The sequence below is a fragment of the Pseudomonas sp. Os17 genome (genome assembly GCF_001547895.1).
Lineage (GTDB): Bacteria > Pseudomonadota > Gammaproteobacteria > Pseudomonadales > Pseudomonadaceae > Aquipseudomonas.
Genome location: NZ_AP014627.1, coordinates 1755963 through 1772422, shown reverse-complemented (window position 1 = coordinate 1772422; position 16460 = coordinate 1755963). Strand labels below are relative to the sequence as shown.

Here is a 16460-nt window from a genome sequence, read left to right as displayed (position 1 = left end):
GCCTATTGTCACTGGCCAGCGCAACCAGGGACTCTAGACTCACATAAGCTCCCGCAGAACATCCGCCCGCACAACAACAAACAACCGAGATCGCGGCCATGGAAAACATCCGACAGTTCAGCAGCTTCGCCGAGTTCTACCCCTATTACCTGAGCGAGCACAGCGACAGCACCTGCCGTCGCCTGCACTTTATCGGCACCAGCCTGGTGATCTTCCTCCTGGCCCTGGCCATCGGCAAAGGGGCCTGGCTGCTGTTGCTGGCGCTACCGCTGGCCGGCTACGGCTTTGCCTGGGTCGGGCATTTCTTCTTCGAAAAAAATCGTCCGGCCACCTTTCAGCACCCGCTGTACAGCCTGCTGGGCGACTTCGTCATGTACCGCGACATGATCCTCGGCAAGGTGCCGTTCTAGCGCCGACCGGCCATCCGTCCTCGCCACCCCGCGACCATGGCTATGACCATGGCCGGGCTCGGGCCCGACTTCCCCTGACAACAAGAGGCCGAACGATGAAGGCTCACGCACGCTTCACCCACATGCAGGATGGCACCCAAGAGGACTGGGCGATCATCGCTGCGGATTTCAGCACCTACGCCAGGCAACTGCCCGCCCGCATCCTGACCCACTTGCGACTGCTGGAAGGCGACTTCGGCGGTTTCCCGGTGGACCGTCTGACTCATTCACTGCAGACCGCCAGCCGCGCCTGGCATGACGGGCGCGACGAGGAGTACGTGGTCTGCGCCCTGCTGCATGACATCGGCGACACCCTGGGTTCCTACAATCATCCGGATATCGCCGCCGCCATCCTCAAGCCCTTCGTCAGCCCGGAGAACCTGTGGATGGTGGAAAAGCACGGAATCTTCCAGGGCTACTACTTCTTCCACCACCTGGGCATGGACCGCCATCTGCGCGAGCAATTTCGCGAGCATCCGCTGTACCAGCGCACTGCCGAATTCTGCGCCAAGTACGATGCCGCGGCGTTCGACCCCACCTACGCCAGCCTGCCCCTGAGCTTCTTCGAACCCATGCTGCAACGGCTGTTCGCCCAGCCACGGCAGTCGCTGTACCAGGCGGCCATGGAACAGCCCCGCGCCGACTGAAGCCCGATGGTTCTCCGGCTCAGGCCGGCTCCGCCATTTTCGTGAGCGAGGCCTTGAGCTGGGCTTCCCGGGCCTGGGCGTCGGCCAGGCGATAGAGTTCGATGCTGCCGTCCCAATGCTCGATCAGGGCGGTGCAGGACTCGACCCAATCACCGCAATTGAGGTAGTCCACCTCGCCGACCTTGCGGATCTCGGCATGGTGGATGTGGCCACAGACCACCCCGTGCAGCTCGCGCTTGACGCACTCGTGGGCAATGGCCTCCTCGAAGTCACTGATAAAGCTCACCGCGGTCTTGACCTTGTGCTTGAGGTAGGCCGACAGCGACCAGTAACCGTAGCCATAACGCGCCCGCCAGTGATTGAGCCAGCGGTTGAGGGTCAGGGTGAACTCGTAGGCCGAGTCGCCGAGAAAGGCCAGCCAACGGTGATAGCGGGTGATGACGTCGAACTGGTCGCCGTGAATCACCAGCAGATGGCGACCGTCCGCCGTGACATGCACGGCTTCGTCCACCAGTTGGATGTTGCCCAGAATCAGCTTGGAGTAACGGCGCAGGAACTCATCGTGATTGCCGGTGACGTAGATCACCTCGGTGCCGCGCTTGCTCATGGTCAGCAAGCGGCGGATCACATTGGTATGGGCCTGAGGCCAGTACATGCCACCGCGCAGCTTCCAGCCGTCGATAATGTCCCCCACCAGGTAGATGCGATCGGCCTGGTAGCCCTTGAGAAACTGCGCCAGGTGCTCCGCCTGGCAATCCCGGGTCCCCAGGTGCACATCGGAAATCCATAAGGTCCGTACCCGTTGCTTGCGACTGGGCTTGGCGAGTTCGACATGGGTCATGGACGCTCTCCGGGATTTTTTGCGAGCTTGCGCCCCAGCGATTAATAGCCCATGACAAAAATGCGGCAATGCGATGACAGCCCGAACCGCCCGACTGGCGGTGTAGACTGCGCCTCTGCCAAGGAGACCGTGATGGGATCTATCCTCACTCTGCGCCATTACACTCACGACCTGATCGCCCACAGCCACGAGCATGCGCAACTGGTGTTCGGCCTGCGTGGCCAGCTCGATTTCGAAGTCGAAGGCCGGGGCAGTCAGGTGCAGCAACAGAGCTTCGTGGTGGTACCGGCCGGCGCCCGGCATGTGTGCGGCAGCCCCAGTGGAAGCCATTGCCTGGTGCTGGACATACCCGGTGAACACTGGGTGCAACAATCTTTGGGCGAACACGCCGAGGCCAGCCGGCGCTTGCTCGACGCCCCCCGACATCGGGTCCTGGAGCCAAGCCAGAGCCGCCTGGTCAACTGGCTGGCGCAGAGCCCGGTGGACGACCCCCTGATTGCCCAGCAAGGCGCAGTCCTGCTGCTGGCCAGCCTCAACCACTCGACGCCGCTTCCTCCTGGCGAGCGACGGCTGCCCTACGCCGCCATGCAGGCCCACATAGAGCGCCACGCCGCCCGTCCGCTGCAGGTGGCCGATCTGGCACGAATTGCCGGTCTTTCCAGCGCACACTTGCACACACGGTTCATCGCCGAATGTGGCGAGACGCCCATGGAATACGTGCGACGACGGCGCCTGCACATGGCGCTGGAACTGCTGCGCGGCTCGACCCTGCCGGTCGGCGAGATCGCCAGCCGGGTCGGCTACAACTCACAGAGCGCCTTCGCCGCCGCCATGCTGCGCGAATTCGGTCAATCCCCGCGTCGGCTCCGGCAGGGAGCCCAGGCTAATCCCTCGACAAAAAAACCCAGGATCGCGACAGACGCCGGCACCGACCCTTCTTAAACTGAGCCGCAGCCCTTCAAGGCCATCACCGTCTTTTGCTCAAGGATCAAGATGACTCCGCGTACCGCCCTTGGCGCCCTGCATATCGGCGCTCTGATGTTCGGCCTGACCGGCGTGTTCGGCAAACTGGCCGTCGCCTCGCCTGCTGTTATCGTGTTCGGCCGTGCGGCCTTTGCCGTGCTGGCCCTGGCTGGCTTCGCGCGCCTGGCCAGCGCCACGCCCTGGCAGAAACTGGCCTCCACCGATTGGCGGCGCCTGCTGCTCAGTGGCCTGTTGCTGGCCGGACACTGGGTCAGCTTCTTCGTCGCGGTGAAGGTCGCTGGGGTGGCCATCGCGACCCTGGGCTTTGCCAGCTTCCCGGCCTTCACGGTCATTCTCGAGGGGCTGATCTTCCGCGAGCGGATCCGCCTCAACGAGATGCTGCTGGTGAGCCTGGTGAGCATCGGTTTGGTGCTGGTAACCCCGGACTTCGACCTCGCCAGCCAGGCCACCACCGGCCTGCTCTGGGCCGCGGGTTCGGGCCTGCTGTTTGCCCTGCTGTCCTTGAATAACCGCGCCAGCTCCGGACGCATTCCCGCGGTGCAGGCGGCCCTCTGCCAGAACGTGGTGGTCGCCCTGTGCCTGTTGCCGGTGGCCGCCCCCGAGCTTGGCCAGGTGCGGGCCATGGACTGGCTATGGATCAGTCTGCTGGGAATCTTCTGCACCGGTCTGGCCCACAGCCTGTTTGTCGCCAGCCTGGCGGTGATCAAGGCTCGCACCGCGGCGGTGGTTTTCGCCCTGGAACCGGTCTACGGGATTACCGTGGCCTGGCTGCTGTTCGGCGAGAATCCGACGCTGCGCATGCTGATGGGAGGCGCCTTGATCATCGTGGCGATCGTGGTGTCGAGCCGACTCTCGACCCGTTCAGGCAAGCCAGCCACAACGGCGTCGGCCGGCTCTCACTGAGCCCGATCGTTGTGTCCCAGGTCGCGCTCGGGGTCGATGCAGTCGCGAACCCTTTGCTTGAGCACCTTGGCTTCGGGAAAGCCGCCGTCGGCCTTGCGCTCCCAGATCTGCACGCCATCGCAGCTGATATGAAAGGTTCCCCCGGTAGCGGGCACCAGGGACACCTTGCCCAGGTCGTCGCTGAAGGTGCTCAGCAGCTCCTGGGCCAGCCAGGCCGCCCGCAGCAGCCACTGGCATTGGGTGCAATAGGTGATGATCACTTCGGGTTTACGTTCAGTCATGGTACGGCGGACTCCTGGGTGCAAGGGCGTCGCTATAATAGCCGGCTTTATCGCCCGTCCCGAGATCCACGATGCGCCGCCTGCTGTCCTGCCTGTTGCTCTGCCTGCTGCCCCTGATCGCTCAATCCAGTGAAGCACCGCGACCGAAAATCGGCCTGGTGCTTTCGGGGGGCGCGGCCCGCGGCCTGGCCCATGTCGGCGTGCTCAAGGCCCTGGAAGAGCAAGGCATCCGCATCGACGCGATCGCCGGCACCAGCATGGGCGCAGTGATCGGTGGCCTCTACGCTTCGGGCTACAAGATCGACGAGCTGGAGAAACTGGCCCTGAACATTGACTGGAAACAGGCCCTGTCCGATGCCCCGCCCCGGGAAGACGTGCCCTTTCGGCGCAAGCAGGACGATCGGGACTTTCTGGTCAAGCAGAAGCTCAGCTTCCGTGACGACGGCAGCCTCGGCCTGCCCCTAGGGGTGATCCAGGGCCAGAACCTGGCGTTGTTGCTGGAAAGCAAACTGGCCCACGCCAGTGACACCCGGGACTTCGACAAGCTGCCGATCCCCTTCAGGGCCGTGGCCACTGACATCGCCAACGGCGAAAAGGTGGTGTTCCGCAAAGGCCACCTGCCCCAGGTGATCCGCGCCAGCATGTCGATTCCGGCGGTATTCGCCCCGGTGGAACTGGACGGGCGGCTATTGGTGGACGGCGGCATGACCGACAACATTCCCCTGGATGTGGCCCGGGACATGGGGGTCGACATTGCCATTGTGGTGGACATCGGCACGCCGCTGCGCTCGCGCAAGCAACTCAATACCGTGGTGGATGTGCTCAACCAGTCCATCACCCTGATGACCCGACGCAACTCCGAAGAACAACTGGCGACCCTGCACAAGGACGACGTGCTGATCCAACCTTCGCTGTCGAGCTTCGGCGTCACCGACTTCGGCCGCGCCCAGGAAGTGATCGACGCCGGCTATCGCGCCACCCGCATCCTCGACGCACGCCTGGCTCGCCTGCGCCCCTCCGAGCCGCAGGACGCGCAGTTGACGGCCGCGCGCCAGCCCAGCCAGCGCACGCCCATCATCAGCGCGATCAAGGTGGAGAACGACTCCAAGGTCAGCGATGAAGTCATTCGCTACTACATCCGCCAGCGGATCGGCGAGCCCCTGGACCTGGGCCGCCTGGAGACCGACATGGGCACCTTGTACGGCCTGGATTTCTTCGAGCAGGTGCAGTATCGCGTGACCCACAAGGGCCCGGACAACACCCTGGTGATCAGTGCCCGCGGCAAGCGCAGCGGCACCGACTACCTGCGCCTGGGCCTGAACCTGTCCGATGACATGCGTGGCGACAGCGCCTTCAATATCGGCGCCAGCTACCGCATGAACGGAATCAACAGCCTCGGTGCGGAGTGGCTGACCCGAGTGCAGGTCGGCGACCAGCAGGAAATCTACAGCGAGTTCTACCAGCCACTGGACGCCGGCTCGCGCTACTTCATTGCGCCCTTCATCGCCGCTGAAGCACAGAACGTCGAAGCGGTACTGGACAACGATCCGATCGCCGAGTATCGCGTGGAACGCTACGGCCTCGGCCTCAACCTGGGACGACAGATCGGCAACAGCGGCGAAGTCCGCTTCGGTGTCGGCGAAGCCTGGGGCAAGGCCGATGTACGCATCGGCGATCACGACTTGCCCAGCGAGCACTTCAACGAAGGCTACTACCAGTTGCAGTACTCCTTCGATTCGCTGGACAACGTCTACTTCCCTCACTCCGGTGAGGACATCGGACTGACCCTGCGCCAGTTCGAACCAAGCCTGGGCTCGGACAACCGCTACCGTCAGTGGGAGTTCAAGCTGGACAAGGCCTTGAGCAGCGGCCCCAACACCTTCGTCCTGGGCGGACGCTACGGCCGGACCCTGGACAACGCCGAAGTGGTGACTTCCAGCTTCCTGCTCGGTGGCGCCCGGCAGCTGTCGGGCTTCCGCCAGGACGCGTTGTCCGGGCAGAACATCACCCTGGCCAGGGCGGTGTACTTGCGTCGACTGACGCCACGCGCCTACTTGCCGCTGGATTTCCCGCTGTACCTGGGAGCTTCGCTGGAGCGTGGCCGGGCGTGGAACAACGACAACGCCTTTGACAGCGGCTATATCAATGCCGCGAGCATCTTCCTCGGGTTCGATACGCCGCTGGGGCCATTGAATTTCAGCTACGGCTTCAACGACGACAACCAGAAGGCCCTGTCGCTGAACCTCGGCCAGACCTTCTGACAGACGCGCAAGTGCCGCACCGGATGGCGCAACCAGCAATATTCAGGGAGAGGCGAAAACAGGACAAACCGGGGTCAGGCAACCCCGGCGGAAGGCGTCAGGATTTTTCCAGATTGGCCAGGATGCGCCCATGAACGCGCATGCAGACCCGCAGGTCTTCATCGTCGACGCCAATGAACAATTCATGGCGCAAGGCGGTAGCAATGGTTTCGATCTGTTCGATCAGGGGCCGGGCGGAAGGACAGAGCACGATCTTCTTCGCCCGACGATCTTCCATTACCGCCTGGCGTTGGACCAAGCCCTGGGTTTCCAGGCTGTCCAGCAGACGGGCCAGGGTTGGACCTTCCACGCCAACGCTTTGTGCCAGCTCACGCTGGGTTGGCGCGTCTTCGAAACGGGCCAGGTGCAACAGCACCAGCCAACGGGCCTGGGACAGGCCGAGCCCGGCCAGGCGGCGATCCAGTTCGGCACGCCAGCCGCGAGACATATGCGCCAGCTGCATACCAAAACGGTGTTCATCGGTTAACGGCATAAAACACTCATGATCAGACTGAAAATAAAGAAAACCTAATTATTAGTCAGCTAAGCATGCCCCTTGCCCGGAGGCAAGGCCTGTAAGGGACTGAATCGTTACAACATTGACGCACCCCCTCAAATTTCAAACTCCGACTGCAAGGCCGCACGCACGCAATACAAAACCCCTTCAGGCACGCGTCCGGCAAACAACTCGCTGATCTCGGCCACCGGCGGCAATTCACCCTCACCGTCGAGGAAAGCATCCTGGATTTCTCCCAGCAGGTCTTCCGGCAGGTCCAGAGCCTGTTCCAGCGACAACTGCTGCTTGCCTATGGCTTCGGCCAGCAAGGTGTAGACATTCTTCTCCGTGCATTGCAGTTGCCCGGCGATCTGTACCGGGGTCATCCCGGCACGGGCCAGGGTGATCAACTCGTGACGGATATCGGCGACCACCTTCGGCGCCTCGACACCGCCGCCCAGCACTTCGAGGAAGGCCGCGCCATAACGCTCCAGCTTGCGCGCGCCGACTCCGCTGACCTCGGCCATCTCCGCCATGGAGCCGGGCTGGCTGCGCAGCATCTCCAGTAAGGTCGAGTCGGGGAAAATCACATAAGGCGGCACCCCATGCTCTTCCGCCAGCTTGCGGCGCAGGGCTCGCAGCGCTTCCCACTGCTCGCGCTCCTCGCCCCGTACCAGCTGGCTGGCCTGACTGGTACTGCTTTTCGGGCTGCTCTGCGGCTTGAGATCGCGGCGCAGCTCCAGGGTCACCTCCCCCTTGAGCAAGGGACGACAACTGTCGCTCAGACGCAAGCCGCCGTAGCCTTCCAGGTCGATATCCGCCAGCCCGCGCGCCACCAACTGGCGAAACAGGGAGCGCCACTCGCCTTCGCTGCGAGCCTTGCCGACGCCAAACACCGACAGGTGCTGATGACCGAAACTGCGCACTTTTTCCGTGTCCTTGCCCAGCAGCACATCCACCAGGTGACCGACGCCATACCGCTGGCCGGTGCGATAGATCGCCGACAGTGCCTGGCGTGCCGGCTCGGTGGCGTCCCAGGTCTGCACCCCGTCGACACAGTTGTCGCAATGGCCACAAGGCTGGGGCATGTCCTCATCGAAATAGGCCAGCAATGTCTGGCGCCGGCAGCGGGTTTCCTCGCACAGGGCCAGCATCGCATCGAGCTTGTGCTGCTCGAGACGCTTGTGGCGCTCGTCGCCCTCGGAGTTCTGCAGCATCTGCTTGAGCATCAGCACGTCCTGCAGCCCGTAGGCCATCCAGGCATCCGCCGGCAGGCCGTCACGGCCGGCGCGACCGGTTTCCTGATAGTAGGCTTCCAGGGACTTGGGCAGATCCATATGAGCGACAAAACGCACGTTGGGCTTGTCGATACCCATGCCGAAAGCGATGGTGGCCACCATGATCAGGCCCTCCTCGTTGAGGAAGCGCTTCTGGTGATAGGCCCGCAGCTCATTGGGCAGGCCGGCGTGATACGGCAGCGCGGTAAAGCCCTGCTCACAGAGGAAGGCCGCCACTTCGTCGACCTTCTTGCGCGACAGGCAATAGACGATACCGGCATCGCTGCGCCGCTCGTTGAGGAACGCCTGCAACTGCTTGCGCGGCTGCTCCTTGGGCACGATGCGGTAGAAGATATTCGGCCGGTCGAAGCTGGAGAGAAAGCGCTCGGCGTTCTGCAGGTGCAGGCGATTGACGATCTCTTCCCGGGTGCGCTTGTCGGCGGTGGCGGTCAGGGCAATGCGCGGCACGTTGGGGAACATTTCCGCCAGTTGCCCCAACTGCAGGTATTCGGGACGGAAGTCGTGGCCCCACTGGGACACGCAGTGGGCTTCGTCGATGGCGAACAGGGCGATGTCGAGGTTCTGCAGGAACGCCAGCATCCGCGGCTGAACCAGGCGCTCAGGAGCCAGGTAGAGCATCTTCACCTCGCCGCGACGAATACGCGCCGCCAGGTCACGCTGCTGCTCGGCACTCAGGGTCGAGTTCAAGGCGGCAGCCGCGACACCGAGTTCCTCAAGGGTGGCCACCTGATCGTCCATCAGCGCGATCAGTGGCGATACCACCACCGCCAATCCTTCGCGAAGCAGGGCCGGAACCTGGAAACACAAGGACTTGCCACCACCGGTGGGCATCAGCACCAAGGCATCGCCGCCACTGGCCACGCGCTCAATGATCGCACCTTGGCGACCACGGAAACTGTCGTAGCCGAAGATGTCCTTGAGGACGCGTTGAGCCTGTTCGAGCATGAAAAACTCCAAAAATCACCGAATTCCCTGGGCGCAGACTGGCCGAAAAACCGGCACGCTTCACCGACAAATGCGTTAGCGGACTTGTCCGCAACTGCGTTCGGGCCTGCAGGGCATCACAAAACGCGGCAGTATACCCGAGCCCCACCTGACAGAGGGCGCGGACAAGGGACCGCTGGTAACCTTTAGAACCGCTCAAATCTGCCCCGTGGCTGGCTTGAGCGCGCAAGAAAGCCTAGAATTCAACATCGTTTATTCCCCAAGGTAGCCCGTCAATGTCCTTCGCTGAGCAACTAACCCGCCTGCAAGTCTTCCTCGACGCAGATGATCTGCACGACGAGGCGCTGGACTACGTGGCCGCTCACGGCTACCTGACCGCGCTGTCGATCTGTTCGGAAAGCGTTCCCGACCGTGAGTGGATCGACGCTCTCTTCGCCGAGGAGCCGCATTACCGCGACGACGCCGAACGCGAAGCCATCGAATCCACGCTGCTGGCCCTCAAGGCGCACATCGCTCGCCAACTGGCCTCCGACGAGGAGTTCGAACTGCCCTGCGAACTCGACCTGGGCGACGACCCGGATGACTCCGACCTGCGCGGCTGGTGCATCGGTTTCATGGAAGGCGTATTCCTGCGTGAAGCGGCCTGGTTCGAAACCGCAGAGGAAGAAGTCAGCGAGATGCTGCTGCCGATCATGGTCGGCTCCGGCCTGTTCGACGAGCAGCCGGAGTTCTCGGACATCGCCACCGATGCCAACCTGATGGACGACATGATCGTGCAGATCCCCGAAGCACTGACTGCGTTGTACCTGCTGTGCAACGCCCCCGACGAAAAACCCGCGCTGCTCAAGCCTCGTCACCACTGAGTCGGCGCCTATGGCCAAGCCCATAGGCCAACGCCCCCGGGTATTGCGTTACGTTCTGCTGGCCATCGGCTGGCTGAGCGTAGCGCTCGGGGTCATCGGCATCTTCCTTCCGGTACTGCCCACCACCCCTTTCCTGCTGCTGGCGGCGGCCTGTTTCGCCCGCAGTTCGCCACGCTTCTACCAGTGGCTGGTGCAACACCCGCGCCTGGGTCCATGGATATGCAACTACCTGGACGGCAACGGCATACCGCTCAAGGGCAAGGTGTATGCGATCGGCCTGATGTGGCTGAGCATCGGTTTCTCCTGCTACCTGGTGCCGTCAATCTGGGCACGCAGCTTCATGCTGACCAGCGCGGTGCTGGTCAGCATTTACATCCTGCGGCAGAAAACCTTGCGAACCTGAGACGCTAGACGCCCCCTTGAAGTAGCCCGTTTACCGGGGAAAAGCACTGCAGCTTTGTCCCGTTTTCGCCCCTCTTACAGGGAGGAATTGGCGCCATGGTTGCGTTGGTAGGTGTCCTCGCCCATCGCGGCGATCTGCCCTTCGATCAGGGCCTCGAAGGGGCGCAGCAAGGGCTCGAAGGAGGTCGGCGCCTCCAGCACCTGCAACGCCTGGACAATCGCTTCCAGGGTCGACAGCGCACCCGGCCCCGGGGCCTTGCGCAGGCGATAGCGCGAAGGCGTGGCAGCGGCCAGGGTCACTCGCGGCAGGGCCGCCAGCAGCGGATTGAGGTGCAGCAGCTTGCGCGCCTTGCGCCAGGTGCCGTCGGGCACCACCAGCAGCAACGGTTCATCCGTCTCGGCGTAGGCCTGCAATGGCTGGGCATCATCCGCCGGGAACAGCAGGCAGGCCCTGTATCCGGGCTGAGCGAGCAGCGCCGGCAAATCCTCGAACACCTCGCCCACCACCAACTCGGCGTTACTCAACCCCAGCGCGGCCAGTCGCGCCGTGTTCAGGGCATGGTTGACCTCGCTGGGGTGCTGCAACAGCAACACCCGGGTGCGACTGGACAACCGCGGGATCAGCGGGCACAGACAGTGGCCCGTAGGGCGCAGGCAACGCTCGCAGCGTGCTCGGGACATGGGAATACCTTATGACTGGTTGAGCTGGGCCTTGAGCAGGTCGCGGAAGGTCTGGATCAGCGGCTCACGGCCCCGGCCACGGCGCATGATCATGGAGAACGGCGCCTGATAGCCGAAGGTCGCCGGCAGCAGCACCCGCAGGTCCCCCTTGTCGGCCCAGGCCTGGGCGTAGTGTTCCGGCAGGTAGCCGATGTAGGCACCGGACAGCACCAGGATCAACTGCGCCTCCATGCTCTCCACGGTCGCCGCACTGTGCTTGAAGCCGTGACGGGCCAGCTCGGCCTGGCTCCAGTAGCCGCGGCCCACCATGCGCTGCTGGGTGATGACCTGCTCGGGGATGCGCCGCTCGCTGTACAGCGGATGCCGGTTGCTGCAGTACAGCCAGTGCTGCTCGCGGTACAGCGGCATGTACACCAGGCCGCTCATGCGTGTGGAGAAGGCGCCGATGGCCAGGTCCAGGCGGTTGTCCTGCACCCCCAGTTGCAACTCATGAGGACTCAGCACCGACAGGTGCAGATGCACCGCCGGATGCTCCTGACTGTAGGCGCCGATGGCCTCGGCGAACGGCAGGGCCTTGTCGCTGACGGTGGAGTCGATCACTCCCAGGTTCAGGGTGCCGCGCAACTCGCCCTTGAGGGCCGCCGCGTATTGCTCGAAGCCCTCCAGTTCCCCCAGCAAGCGCAGGGTTTCCTGGTGGAAAAGCTCACCCTTGCTGGTCAGGCTGAAACCGCCCCGGCCACGGTGACAGAGCACCAGTCCCAGGGAGGCTTCCAGCTGGCTCATGTAGGTGCTGATGGCCGAAGTCGAGAGATTGAGCTCGTGCTGGGCATTGGCGAACCCCTGATGGCGCACCACGCTGACGAAGATGCGCAATAGTTTCAGATCAGGTAAAGCGTTGGCCATGACAGGCTCCGATAACAGGCAAAACGACCACTTCCCTGTAACAAGTGCGCGTGCTCGTGCCGCGCGATGAAGCAGGCCCGATGCCATCCATGCCCACGTTCAATCGCCCCCCGTCACCCGGATAACGCTGCTTGCACCAGCGGACAGGGGCAGGCAGCCACACTTCGCAGGGCGTTGGCAGCAGCGCGAGAGTCTAGCGCGGCCCTGGTCATTAGTTTAGAAAAATCTGAACTAAGTATTTGTCCGTAGCGATTCTTTCCCCGAACTACATTTCGCAGAATCGGCCCACTCGGTTGATCGGGCGGCACCTGCTGCGCCCTCAACCTCATAAATATAAAACAACGATGAGGCCTATCCCGTGGACAAGATTCTCCACCAACCACTGGGCGGCAACGAAATGCCGCGCTTCGGCGGCATCGCCACCATGATGCGTCTTCCCCATCTGCAAACCGCTGCCGGCCTGGACGCGGCCTTCGTCGGCGTGCCCCTGGACATCGGCACCTCGCTGCGTGCCGGCACCCGGTTCGGCCCGCGGGAAATCCGCGCCGAATCGGTGATGATCCGCCCCTACAACATGGCCACCGGTGCCGCCCCATTCGACTCCCTGTCGGTGGCCGACATCGGCGATGTGGCGATCAACACCTTCAACCTGCTGGACGCGGTACGCATCATCGAAGAGGCCTACGACGGCATCCTCGAACACAACGTGATTCCCCTGACCCTGGGCGGCGACCACACCATCACCCTGCCGATCCTGCGGGCCATCCACAAGAAACACGGCAAGGTCGGGCTGGTGCACATCGATGCCCATGCCGACGTCAACGACCACATGTTCGGCGAGAAGATCGCCCACGGCACCACCTTCCGCCGCGCCGTGGAAGAAGGCCTGCTGGACTGCGACCGCGTAGTGCAGATCGGTCTGCGTGCCCAGGGCTATACCGCCGAAGACTTCAACTGGAGCCGCAAACAGGGTTTCCGTGTGGTCCAGGCCGAAGAGTGCTGGCACAAATCCCTGGAACCTCTGATGGCCGAGGTCCGTGAAAAGGTCGGCAACGGCCCGGTGTACCTGAGCTTCGACATCGACGGCATCGACCCGGCCTGGGCACCGGGCACCGGGACTCCGGAAATCGGCGGCCTGACCACCATCCAGGCCATCGAGATCGTCCGTGGCTGCCAGGGCCTGGACCTGGTGGGCTGCGACCTGGTGGAGGTTTCGCCGCCTTACGACACCACCGGCAACACCTCGCTTCTGGGCGCCAACCTGCTGTACGAAATGCTCTGCGTACTGCCCGGCGTGGCCCACCGCTGAATCCCGGCCCTGGGAGGGCTGGTGCCGCGCTCAAGCACGAGCGCGGCCATGGATCCGTCATGCAAAGGAGCGCAACACCTTAGCCAACGTGATCGGAGCAGATCATGAATAACAATAAAGAAAACAGCCTTAACCACATGAACAACGGGGACGCGCAGATCCCCGCCCCGCGATGCAGCACCCTGTACGACCTCTCTCGAAACAGGCCGCCCTTGGCCTGAACTGCCCAGCAACCGCAATTCTTGCGATAGACCGGTCGCCACCGGTCGAACGGTTGGTCGTGCGCATCCGCAGGTGGCGACAACAATAACAATTTGCTTTTGAGGACCCGAACATGGGCTTGGATATTCTCGTAGTACTGATTTATGCCGCTGGCATGATCACCCTGGGCTGGTACGGCATGCGCCGGGCCAAGACCCGTGACGACTATCTGGTAGCCGGCCGCAACCTCGGGCCGGGCTTTTACCTGGGGACCATGGCGGCCACCGTACTGGGCGGCGCCTCGACCATCGGCACCGTGCGCCTGGGCTACGTCCACGGCATTTCCGGCTTCTGGCTCTGTGGCGCCATCGGCCTGGGCATCGTCGGGCTCAGCCTGTTCCTGGCCAAACCCTTGCTGAAACTGAAGATCTATACCGTCACCCAAGTGCTGGAGCGCCGCTACAACCCCGCGGCACGCCATGCCAGCGGACTGATCATGCTGGTCTACGCCCTGATGATCGGGGCCACCTCGACCATTGCCATAGGCACCGTGATGCAAGTGCTGTTCGGCTTGCCGTTCTGGGTCTCGATCCTGGTGGGCGGTGGCGTGGTGGTGCTCTATTCGACCATCGGCGGCATGTGGTCGCTGACCCTGACTGACATCGTGCAGTTCCTGATCATGACCATCGGCCTGGTGTTCCTGCTGATGCCGCTGTCCATCGTCGACGCCGGCGGCTGGGACAGCCTGGTGGCCAAGTTGCCGGCCAGCTATTTCGACTTCACCGCCATCGGCTGGGACACCATCCTCACCTACTTCCTGATCTACTTCTTCGGCATCTTCATCGGCCAGGACATCTGGCAGCGGGTATTCACCGCCCGCAGCGAAGGCGTCGCGAAAATCGCCGGAACCGCGGCCGGCCTCTACTGCGTGCTCTACGGACTGGCCGGCGCCTTGATCGGCATGGCCGCCAAGGTGCTGCTGCCGGACCTGGACAACGTCAACAACGCCTTCGCCAGCATCGTCCAGACCAGCCTGCCCAACGGCATCCGCGGCCTGGTCATAGCCGCCGCACTGGCTGCGCTGATGTCCACCGCCAGTGCCGGCCTGCTGGCCGCTTCCACCACCGTGACCCAGGATCTGCTGCCACGCCTGCGCGGTGGTCGCCAGAGCGGCAACGGCGACGTTCACGAGAACCGTATCGCGACCCTGCTGCTGGGCATCGTGGTGCTGGGCATCGCCCTGGTGGTCAGTGACGTGATCAGCGCCCTGACCCTGGCCTACAACCTGCTGGTGGGCGGCATGCTGATTCCGCTGATCGGGGCCATCTACTGGAAACGCGCCACCACCGCCGGAGCCATTACCAGCATGTCCCTGGGGTTCATCACGGCCCTGTTCTTCATGTTCAAGGACGGCCTGGACGCCAACACCCCGATCTACTACAGCCTGGCCGTGGGCCTGGTGAGCTTCGTGGTGGTGAGCCTGCTCTCTCGGCGCCCGGCGCCGCTGGCCAACGCGATCTGACCTGACGTCGGACGCCTGAAGCTTTTCTTCGACGGGTGCGGCGTCGGTGGCCGCACCCGTTTTTTTTTCGCCCACAAAAAAGTGCCCGGGCGCCGGGCGGGCAAAGCGGTTGAATGCTGCAGGAGCCAGGCAGAAGAGCGGGACTATAGAGGGTTGCACGAACACCCCGGGATCAGGCCCAGCGTCTCGTGGTGGGAAAAACCAGGCGCGAGACGGAGTCTGCACTCCGCACTCGCGGCAAGCTCAACGGCGACGTTGCTGACGGCGCCGCAGCTCTTCGTCGGTAGGAATCGGCACCGGTTGCAGCGGTGGCTCGATCAGGCCCAAAGCGACGCCAAGGTCGTGAAGCCAGCTTTGCAGTTTGTCTTTCATAGTGCCCCCTCAGGGTCGTGCCGAGCGGCGGTACTGCGCCGCCTCAAGCAGATAATAGTCCTAACTTTTCCTGCGCGCTGCCTCGCAATCGCAATGAACTGTTACTGGATTGAGACGAATCGGCCAAGGCTATTCAGCCATTGGCCCGCCGCACCGGCACCTGATGCCCGAAGGCACCCTGCTGCAGTTCTATCCAGGCATTGAGGTTGGCCCCCAGCATGCCCTTGCGCCACATCAGCCAGGTGGTGGTGTGGGCGAACGGCTCGGCCAGAGCATGCACCGCGACACTTTCCCGCCCCGGCAGGCTGTCGAGCATCGACTGGGCCATCAGCGCCACCCCGGAACCGGCAATCACGCAGGCCAGCATGCCCTGATAGGACTCGATCTCCATGGCCCGGCCCATGGCTGCGTGATAGTGGGCAAACCAGGACTCCAGGCGCATGCGATAGGAACAGCCCTGACGAAAGGTGAACACCGCCCGGCCCTCCACATCCCGGGCAGTGCGCACCGGAGGGTGATCGGCCTCACTGATCAGTACCAGGGTTTCATCGCACAACGGCACGCCATCCAGCCCCGCCAGTTCCAGGGGACCATCCACCAGGGCGGCGTCCAGGCGTCCGGTGAGCAAGCCTTCCAGCAACTCGCCGCTGGGCCCGGACTGCACCTGCAGATTCACCGCCGGGTAGGTGCGGTGGTAGCGCGCCAGCAGCGCCGGCAGATGAATGGCCGCGGTGCTGTACATGGTGCCGAGGACGAAATCCCCGGCCGGCTGACCGCCTTGCACCGCGGCATGAGCTTCGTCGTGCAGGGCGAACAACCGAGCGGCGTAATCGAGCAGGACCTTGCCCGCCGGTGACAGTTGCAAGCGCTGGCGCTCACGCAGAAACAGCTCGACGCCCAGTTGTTCCTCCAGTTGCCGGAGCCGGGTCGAGAGATTCGACGGCACCCGGTGCAGGCGCTCGGCGGCCCGGGTGATGGAACCTTCCTCGGCCACAGCCTGGAAAATACGCAGCTGGCTGAACTCCATGACCTTCTCCAAAACTGAACAGGTTTCTCACTATTA

General features: G+C 63.4%; 17 protein-coding genes. 9 read left to right on the top strand and 8 right to left on the bottom strand.

Annotated features, from left to right (window positions below):
• Positions 1-98: 98 nt before the first annotated feature.
• Complete coding sequence (locus POS17_RS07955) at positions 99-410, top strand: DUF962 domain-containing protein (protein ID WP_060838100.1); 312 nt, start codon at positions 99-101, stop codon at positions 408-410.
• Positions 411-505: 95 nt separating this feature from the next.
• Positions 506-1096: an HD domain-containing protein gene (locus POS17_RS07950; RefSeq protein ID WP_060838099.1), complete on the top strand. Its 591-nt coding sequence runs from the start codon at positions 506-508 to the stop codon at positions 1094-1096.
• Positions 1097-1115: 19 nt separating this feature from the next.
• Here POS17_RS07950 and POS17_RS07945 read toward each other — a convergent pair whose 3' ends face one another.
• Complete coding sequence (locus POS17_RS07945) at positions 1116-1937, bottom strand: UDP-2,3-diacylglucosamine diphosphatase (protein WP_060838098.1); 822 nt, start codon at positions 1935-1937, stop codon at positions 1116-1118.
• A gap of 132 nt (positions 1938-2069) precedes the next feature.
• Between POS17_RS07945 and POS17_RS07940 the strand changes: the two genes are divergently transcribed.
• Complete coding sequence (locus tag POS17_RS07940; protein WP_060838097.1) at positions 2070-2879, top strand: helix-turn-helix domain-containing protein; 810 nt, start codon at positions 2070-2072, stop codon at positions 2877-2879.
• Between the two features lie 51 nt (positions 2880-2930).
• Positions 2931-3824, top strand: a complete 894-nt coding sequence (locus tag POS17_RS07935) for a DMT family transporter (RefSeq protein ID WP_060838096.1) — start codon at positions 2931-2933, stop codon at positions 3822-3824.
• Here POS17_RS07935 and POS17_RS07930 read toward each other — a convergent pair.
• A complete protein-coding gene (locus POS17_RS07930; protein WP_060838095.1) occupies positions 3818-4105 on the bottom strand; it encodes a SelT/SelW/SelH family protein in 288 nt (95 codons plus the stop codon). The two genes, POS17_RS07935 and POS17_RS07930, sit on opposite strands and share 7 nt — an antisense overlap.
• A gap of 71 nt (positions 4106-4176) precedes the next feature.
• Between POS17_RS07930 and POS17_RS07925 the strand changes: the two genes are divergently transcribed.
• The gene (locus tag POS17_RS07925; RefSeq protein ID WP_060838094.1) at positions 4177-6366 is read left to right on the top strand and encodes a patatin-like phospholipase family protein; all 2190 of its coding nucleotides are present in this window, start codon (positions 4177-4179) and stop codon (positions 6364-6366) included.
• 97 nt (positions 6367-6463) lie between these two features.
• On the opposite strand, the gene POS17_RS07920 is transcribed toward POS17_RS07925, so the two are convergent.
• A complete protein-coding gene (locus POS17_RS07920; protein WP_016962630.1) occupies positions 6464-6898 on the bottom strand; it encodes a MarR family transcriptional regulator in 435 nt (144 codons plus the stop codon).
• A 119-nt stretch (positions 6899-7017) separates the two neighbouring features.
• Positions 7018-9144 (bottom strand): DNA helicase RecQ, encoded by a 2127-nt coding sequence (recQ, locus tag POS17_RS07915; RefSeq protein WP_060838093.1) that lies wholly within the window; start codon positions 9142-9144, stop codon positions 7018-7020.
• Positions 9145-9419: 275 nt separating this feature from the next.
• On the opposite strand from recQ, the gene POS17_RS07910 reads away from it, so the two are divergent.
• A complete protein-coding gene (locus POS17_RS07910; protein ID WP_016962628.1) occupies positions 9420-10007 on the top strand; it encodes a UPF0149 family protein in 588 nt (195 codons plus the stop codon).
• 10 nt (positions 10008-10017) lie between these two features.
• On the top strand, positions 10018-10410 hold the full coding sequence (locus tag POS17_RS07905) for a YbaN family protein (RefSeq protein WP_060838092.1): 393 nt from the start codon (positions 10018-10020) through the stop codon (positions 10408-10410).
• Positions 10411-10484: 74 nt separating this feature from the next.
• On the opposite strand, the gene POS17_RS07900 is transcribed toward POS17_RS07905, so the two are convergent.
• A complete protein-coding gene (locus POS17_RS07900) occupies positions 10485-11090 on the bottom strand; it encodes a tRNA-uridine aminocarboxypropyltransferase (protein ID WP_060838091.1) in 606 nt (201 codons plus the stop codon).
• A gap of 9 nt (positions 11091-11099) precedes the next feature.
• Complete coding sequence (locus POS17_RS07895) at positions 11100-11993, bottom strand: LysR family transcriptional regulator (protein WP_060838090.1); 894 nt, start codon at positions 11991-11993, stop codon at positions 11100-11102.
• A gap of 358 nt (positions 11994-12351) precedes the next feature.
• Between POS17_RS07895 and speB the strand changes: the two genes are divergently transcribed.
• Together speB and POS17_RS07885 are read left to right on the top strand one after the other, a co-directional pair.
• A complete protein-coding gene (gene speB / locus POS17_RS07890; RefSeq protein WP_060838089.1) occupies positions 12352-13302 on the top strand; it encodes an agmatinase in 951 nt (316 codons plus the stop codon).
• Positions 13303-13636: 334 nt separating this feature from the next.
• Complete coding sequence (locus tag POS17_RS07885; protein ID WP_060838088.1) at positions 13637-15025, top strand: sodium:solute symporter; 1389 nt, start codon at positions 13637-13639, stop codon at positions 15023-15025.
• A 243-nt stretch (positions 15026-15268) separates the two neighbouring features.
• On the opposite strand, the gene POS17_RS32425 is transcribed toward POS17_RS07885, so the two are convergent.
• Both POS17_RS32425 and ptrR read right to left on the bottom strand, forming a co-directional pair.
• Positions 15269-15397 carry a PA1414 family protein gene (locus POS17_RS32425; protein WP_011059908.1) on the bottom strand — a complete coding sequence of 43 codons (129 nt, stop codon included), beginning with the start codon at positions 15395-15397 and terminating at the stop codon, positions 15269-15271.
• A 133-nt stretch (positions 15398-15530) separates the two neighbouring features.
• A complete protein-coding gene (gene ptrR, locus POS17_RS07880) occupies positions 15531-16424 on the bottom strand; it encodes a putrescine utilization regulator PtrR (protein WP_060838087.1) in 894 nt (297 codons plus the stop codon).
• Positions 16425-16460: the final 36 nt, after the last annotated feature.

Bases quoted from the DNA above. Each gene is read 5' to 3' on its own strand.
- POS17_RS32425 (WP_011059908.1), bottom strand. From the start codon at position 15,397: ATGAAAGACAAACTGCAAAGCTGGCTTCACGACCTTGGCGTCGCTTTG.
- POS17_RS07895 (WP_060838090.1), bottom strand. From the start codon at position 11,993: ATGGCCAACGCTTTACCTGATCTGAAACTATTGCGCATCTTCGTCAGC.
- POS17_RS07910 (WP_016962628.1), top strand. From the start codon at position 9,420: ATGTCCTTCGCTGAGCAACTAACCCGCCTGCAAGTCTTCCTCGACGCA.
- POS17_RS07945 (WP_060838098.1), bottom strand. From the start codon at position 1,937: ATGACCCATGTCGAACTCGCCAAGCCCAGTCGCAAGCAACGGGTACGG.
- POS17_RS07930 (WP_060838095.1), bottom strand. From the start codon at position 4,105: ATGACTGAACGTAAACCCGAAGTGATCATCACCTATTGCACCCAATGC.
- POS17_RS07940 (WP_060838097.1), top strand. From the start codon at position 2,070: ATGGGATCTATCCTCACTCTGCGCCATTACACTCACGACCTGATCGCC.
- POS17_RS07955 (WP_060838100.1), top strand. From the start codon at position 99: ATGGAAAACATCCGACAGTTCAGCAGCTTCGCCGAGTTCTACCCCTAT.
- POS17_RS07920 (WP_016962630.1), bottom strand. From the start codon at position 6,898: ATGCCGTTAACCGATGAACACCGTTTTGGTATGCAGCTGGCGCATATG.
- POS17_RS07900 (WP_060838091.1), bottom strand. From the start codon at position 11,090: ATGTCCCGAGCACGCTGCGAGCGTTGCCTGCGCCCTACGGGCCACTGT.
- POS17_RS07935 (WP_060838096.1), top strand. From the start codon at position 2,931: ATGACTCCGCGTACCGCCCTTGGCGCCCTGCATATCGGCGCTCTGATG.
- POS17_RS07925 (WP_060838094.1), top strand. From the start codon at position 4,177: ATGCGCCGCCTGCTGTCCTGCCTGTTGCTCTGCCTGCTGCCCCTGATC.
- POS17_RS07905 (WP_060838092.1), top strand. From the start codon at position 10,018: ATGGCCAAGCCCATAGGCCAACGCCCCCGGGTATTGCGTTACGTTCTG.
- recQ (WP_060838093.1), bottom strand. From the start codon at position 9,144: ATGCTCGAACAGGCTCAACGCGTCCTCAAGGACATCTTCGGCTACGAC.
- POS17_RS07950 (WP_060838099.1), top strand. From the start codon at position 506: ATGAAGGCTCACGCACGCTTCACCCACATGCAGGATGGCACCCAAGAG.
- ptrR (WP_060838087.1), bottom strand. From the start codon at position 16,424: ATGGAGTTCAGCCAGCTGCGTATTTTCCAGGCTGTGGCCGAGGAAGGT.
- POS17_RS07885 (WP_060838088.1), top strand. From the start codon at position 13,637: ATGGGCTTGGATATTCTCGTAGTACTGATTTATGCCGCTGGCATGATC.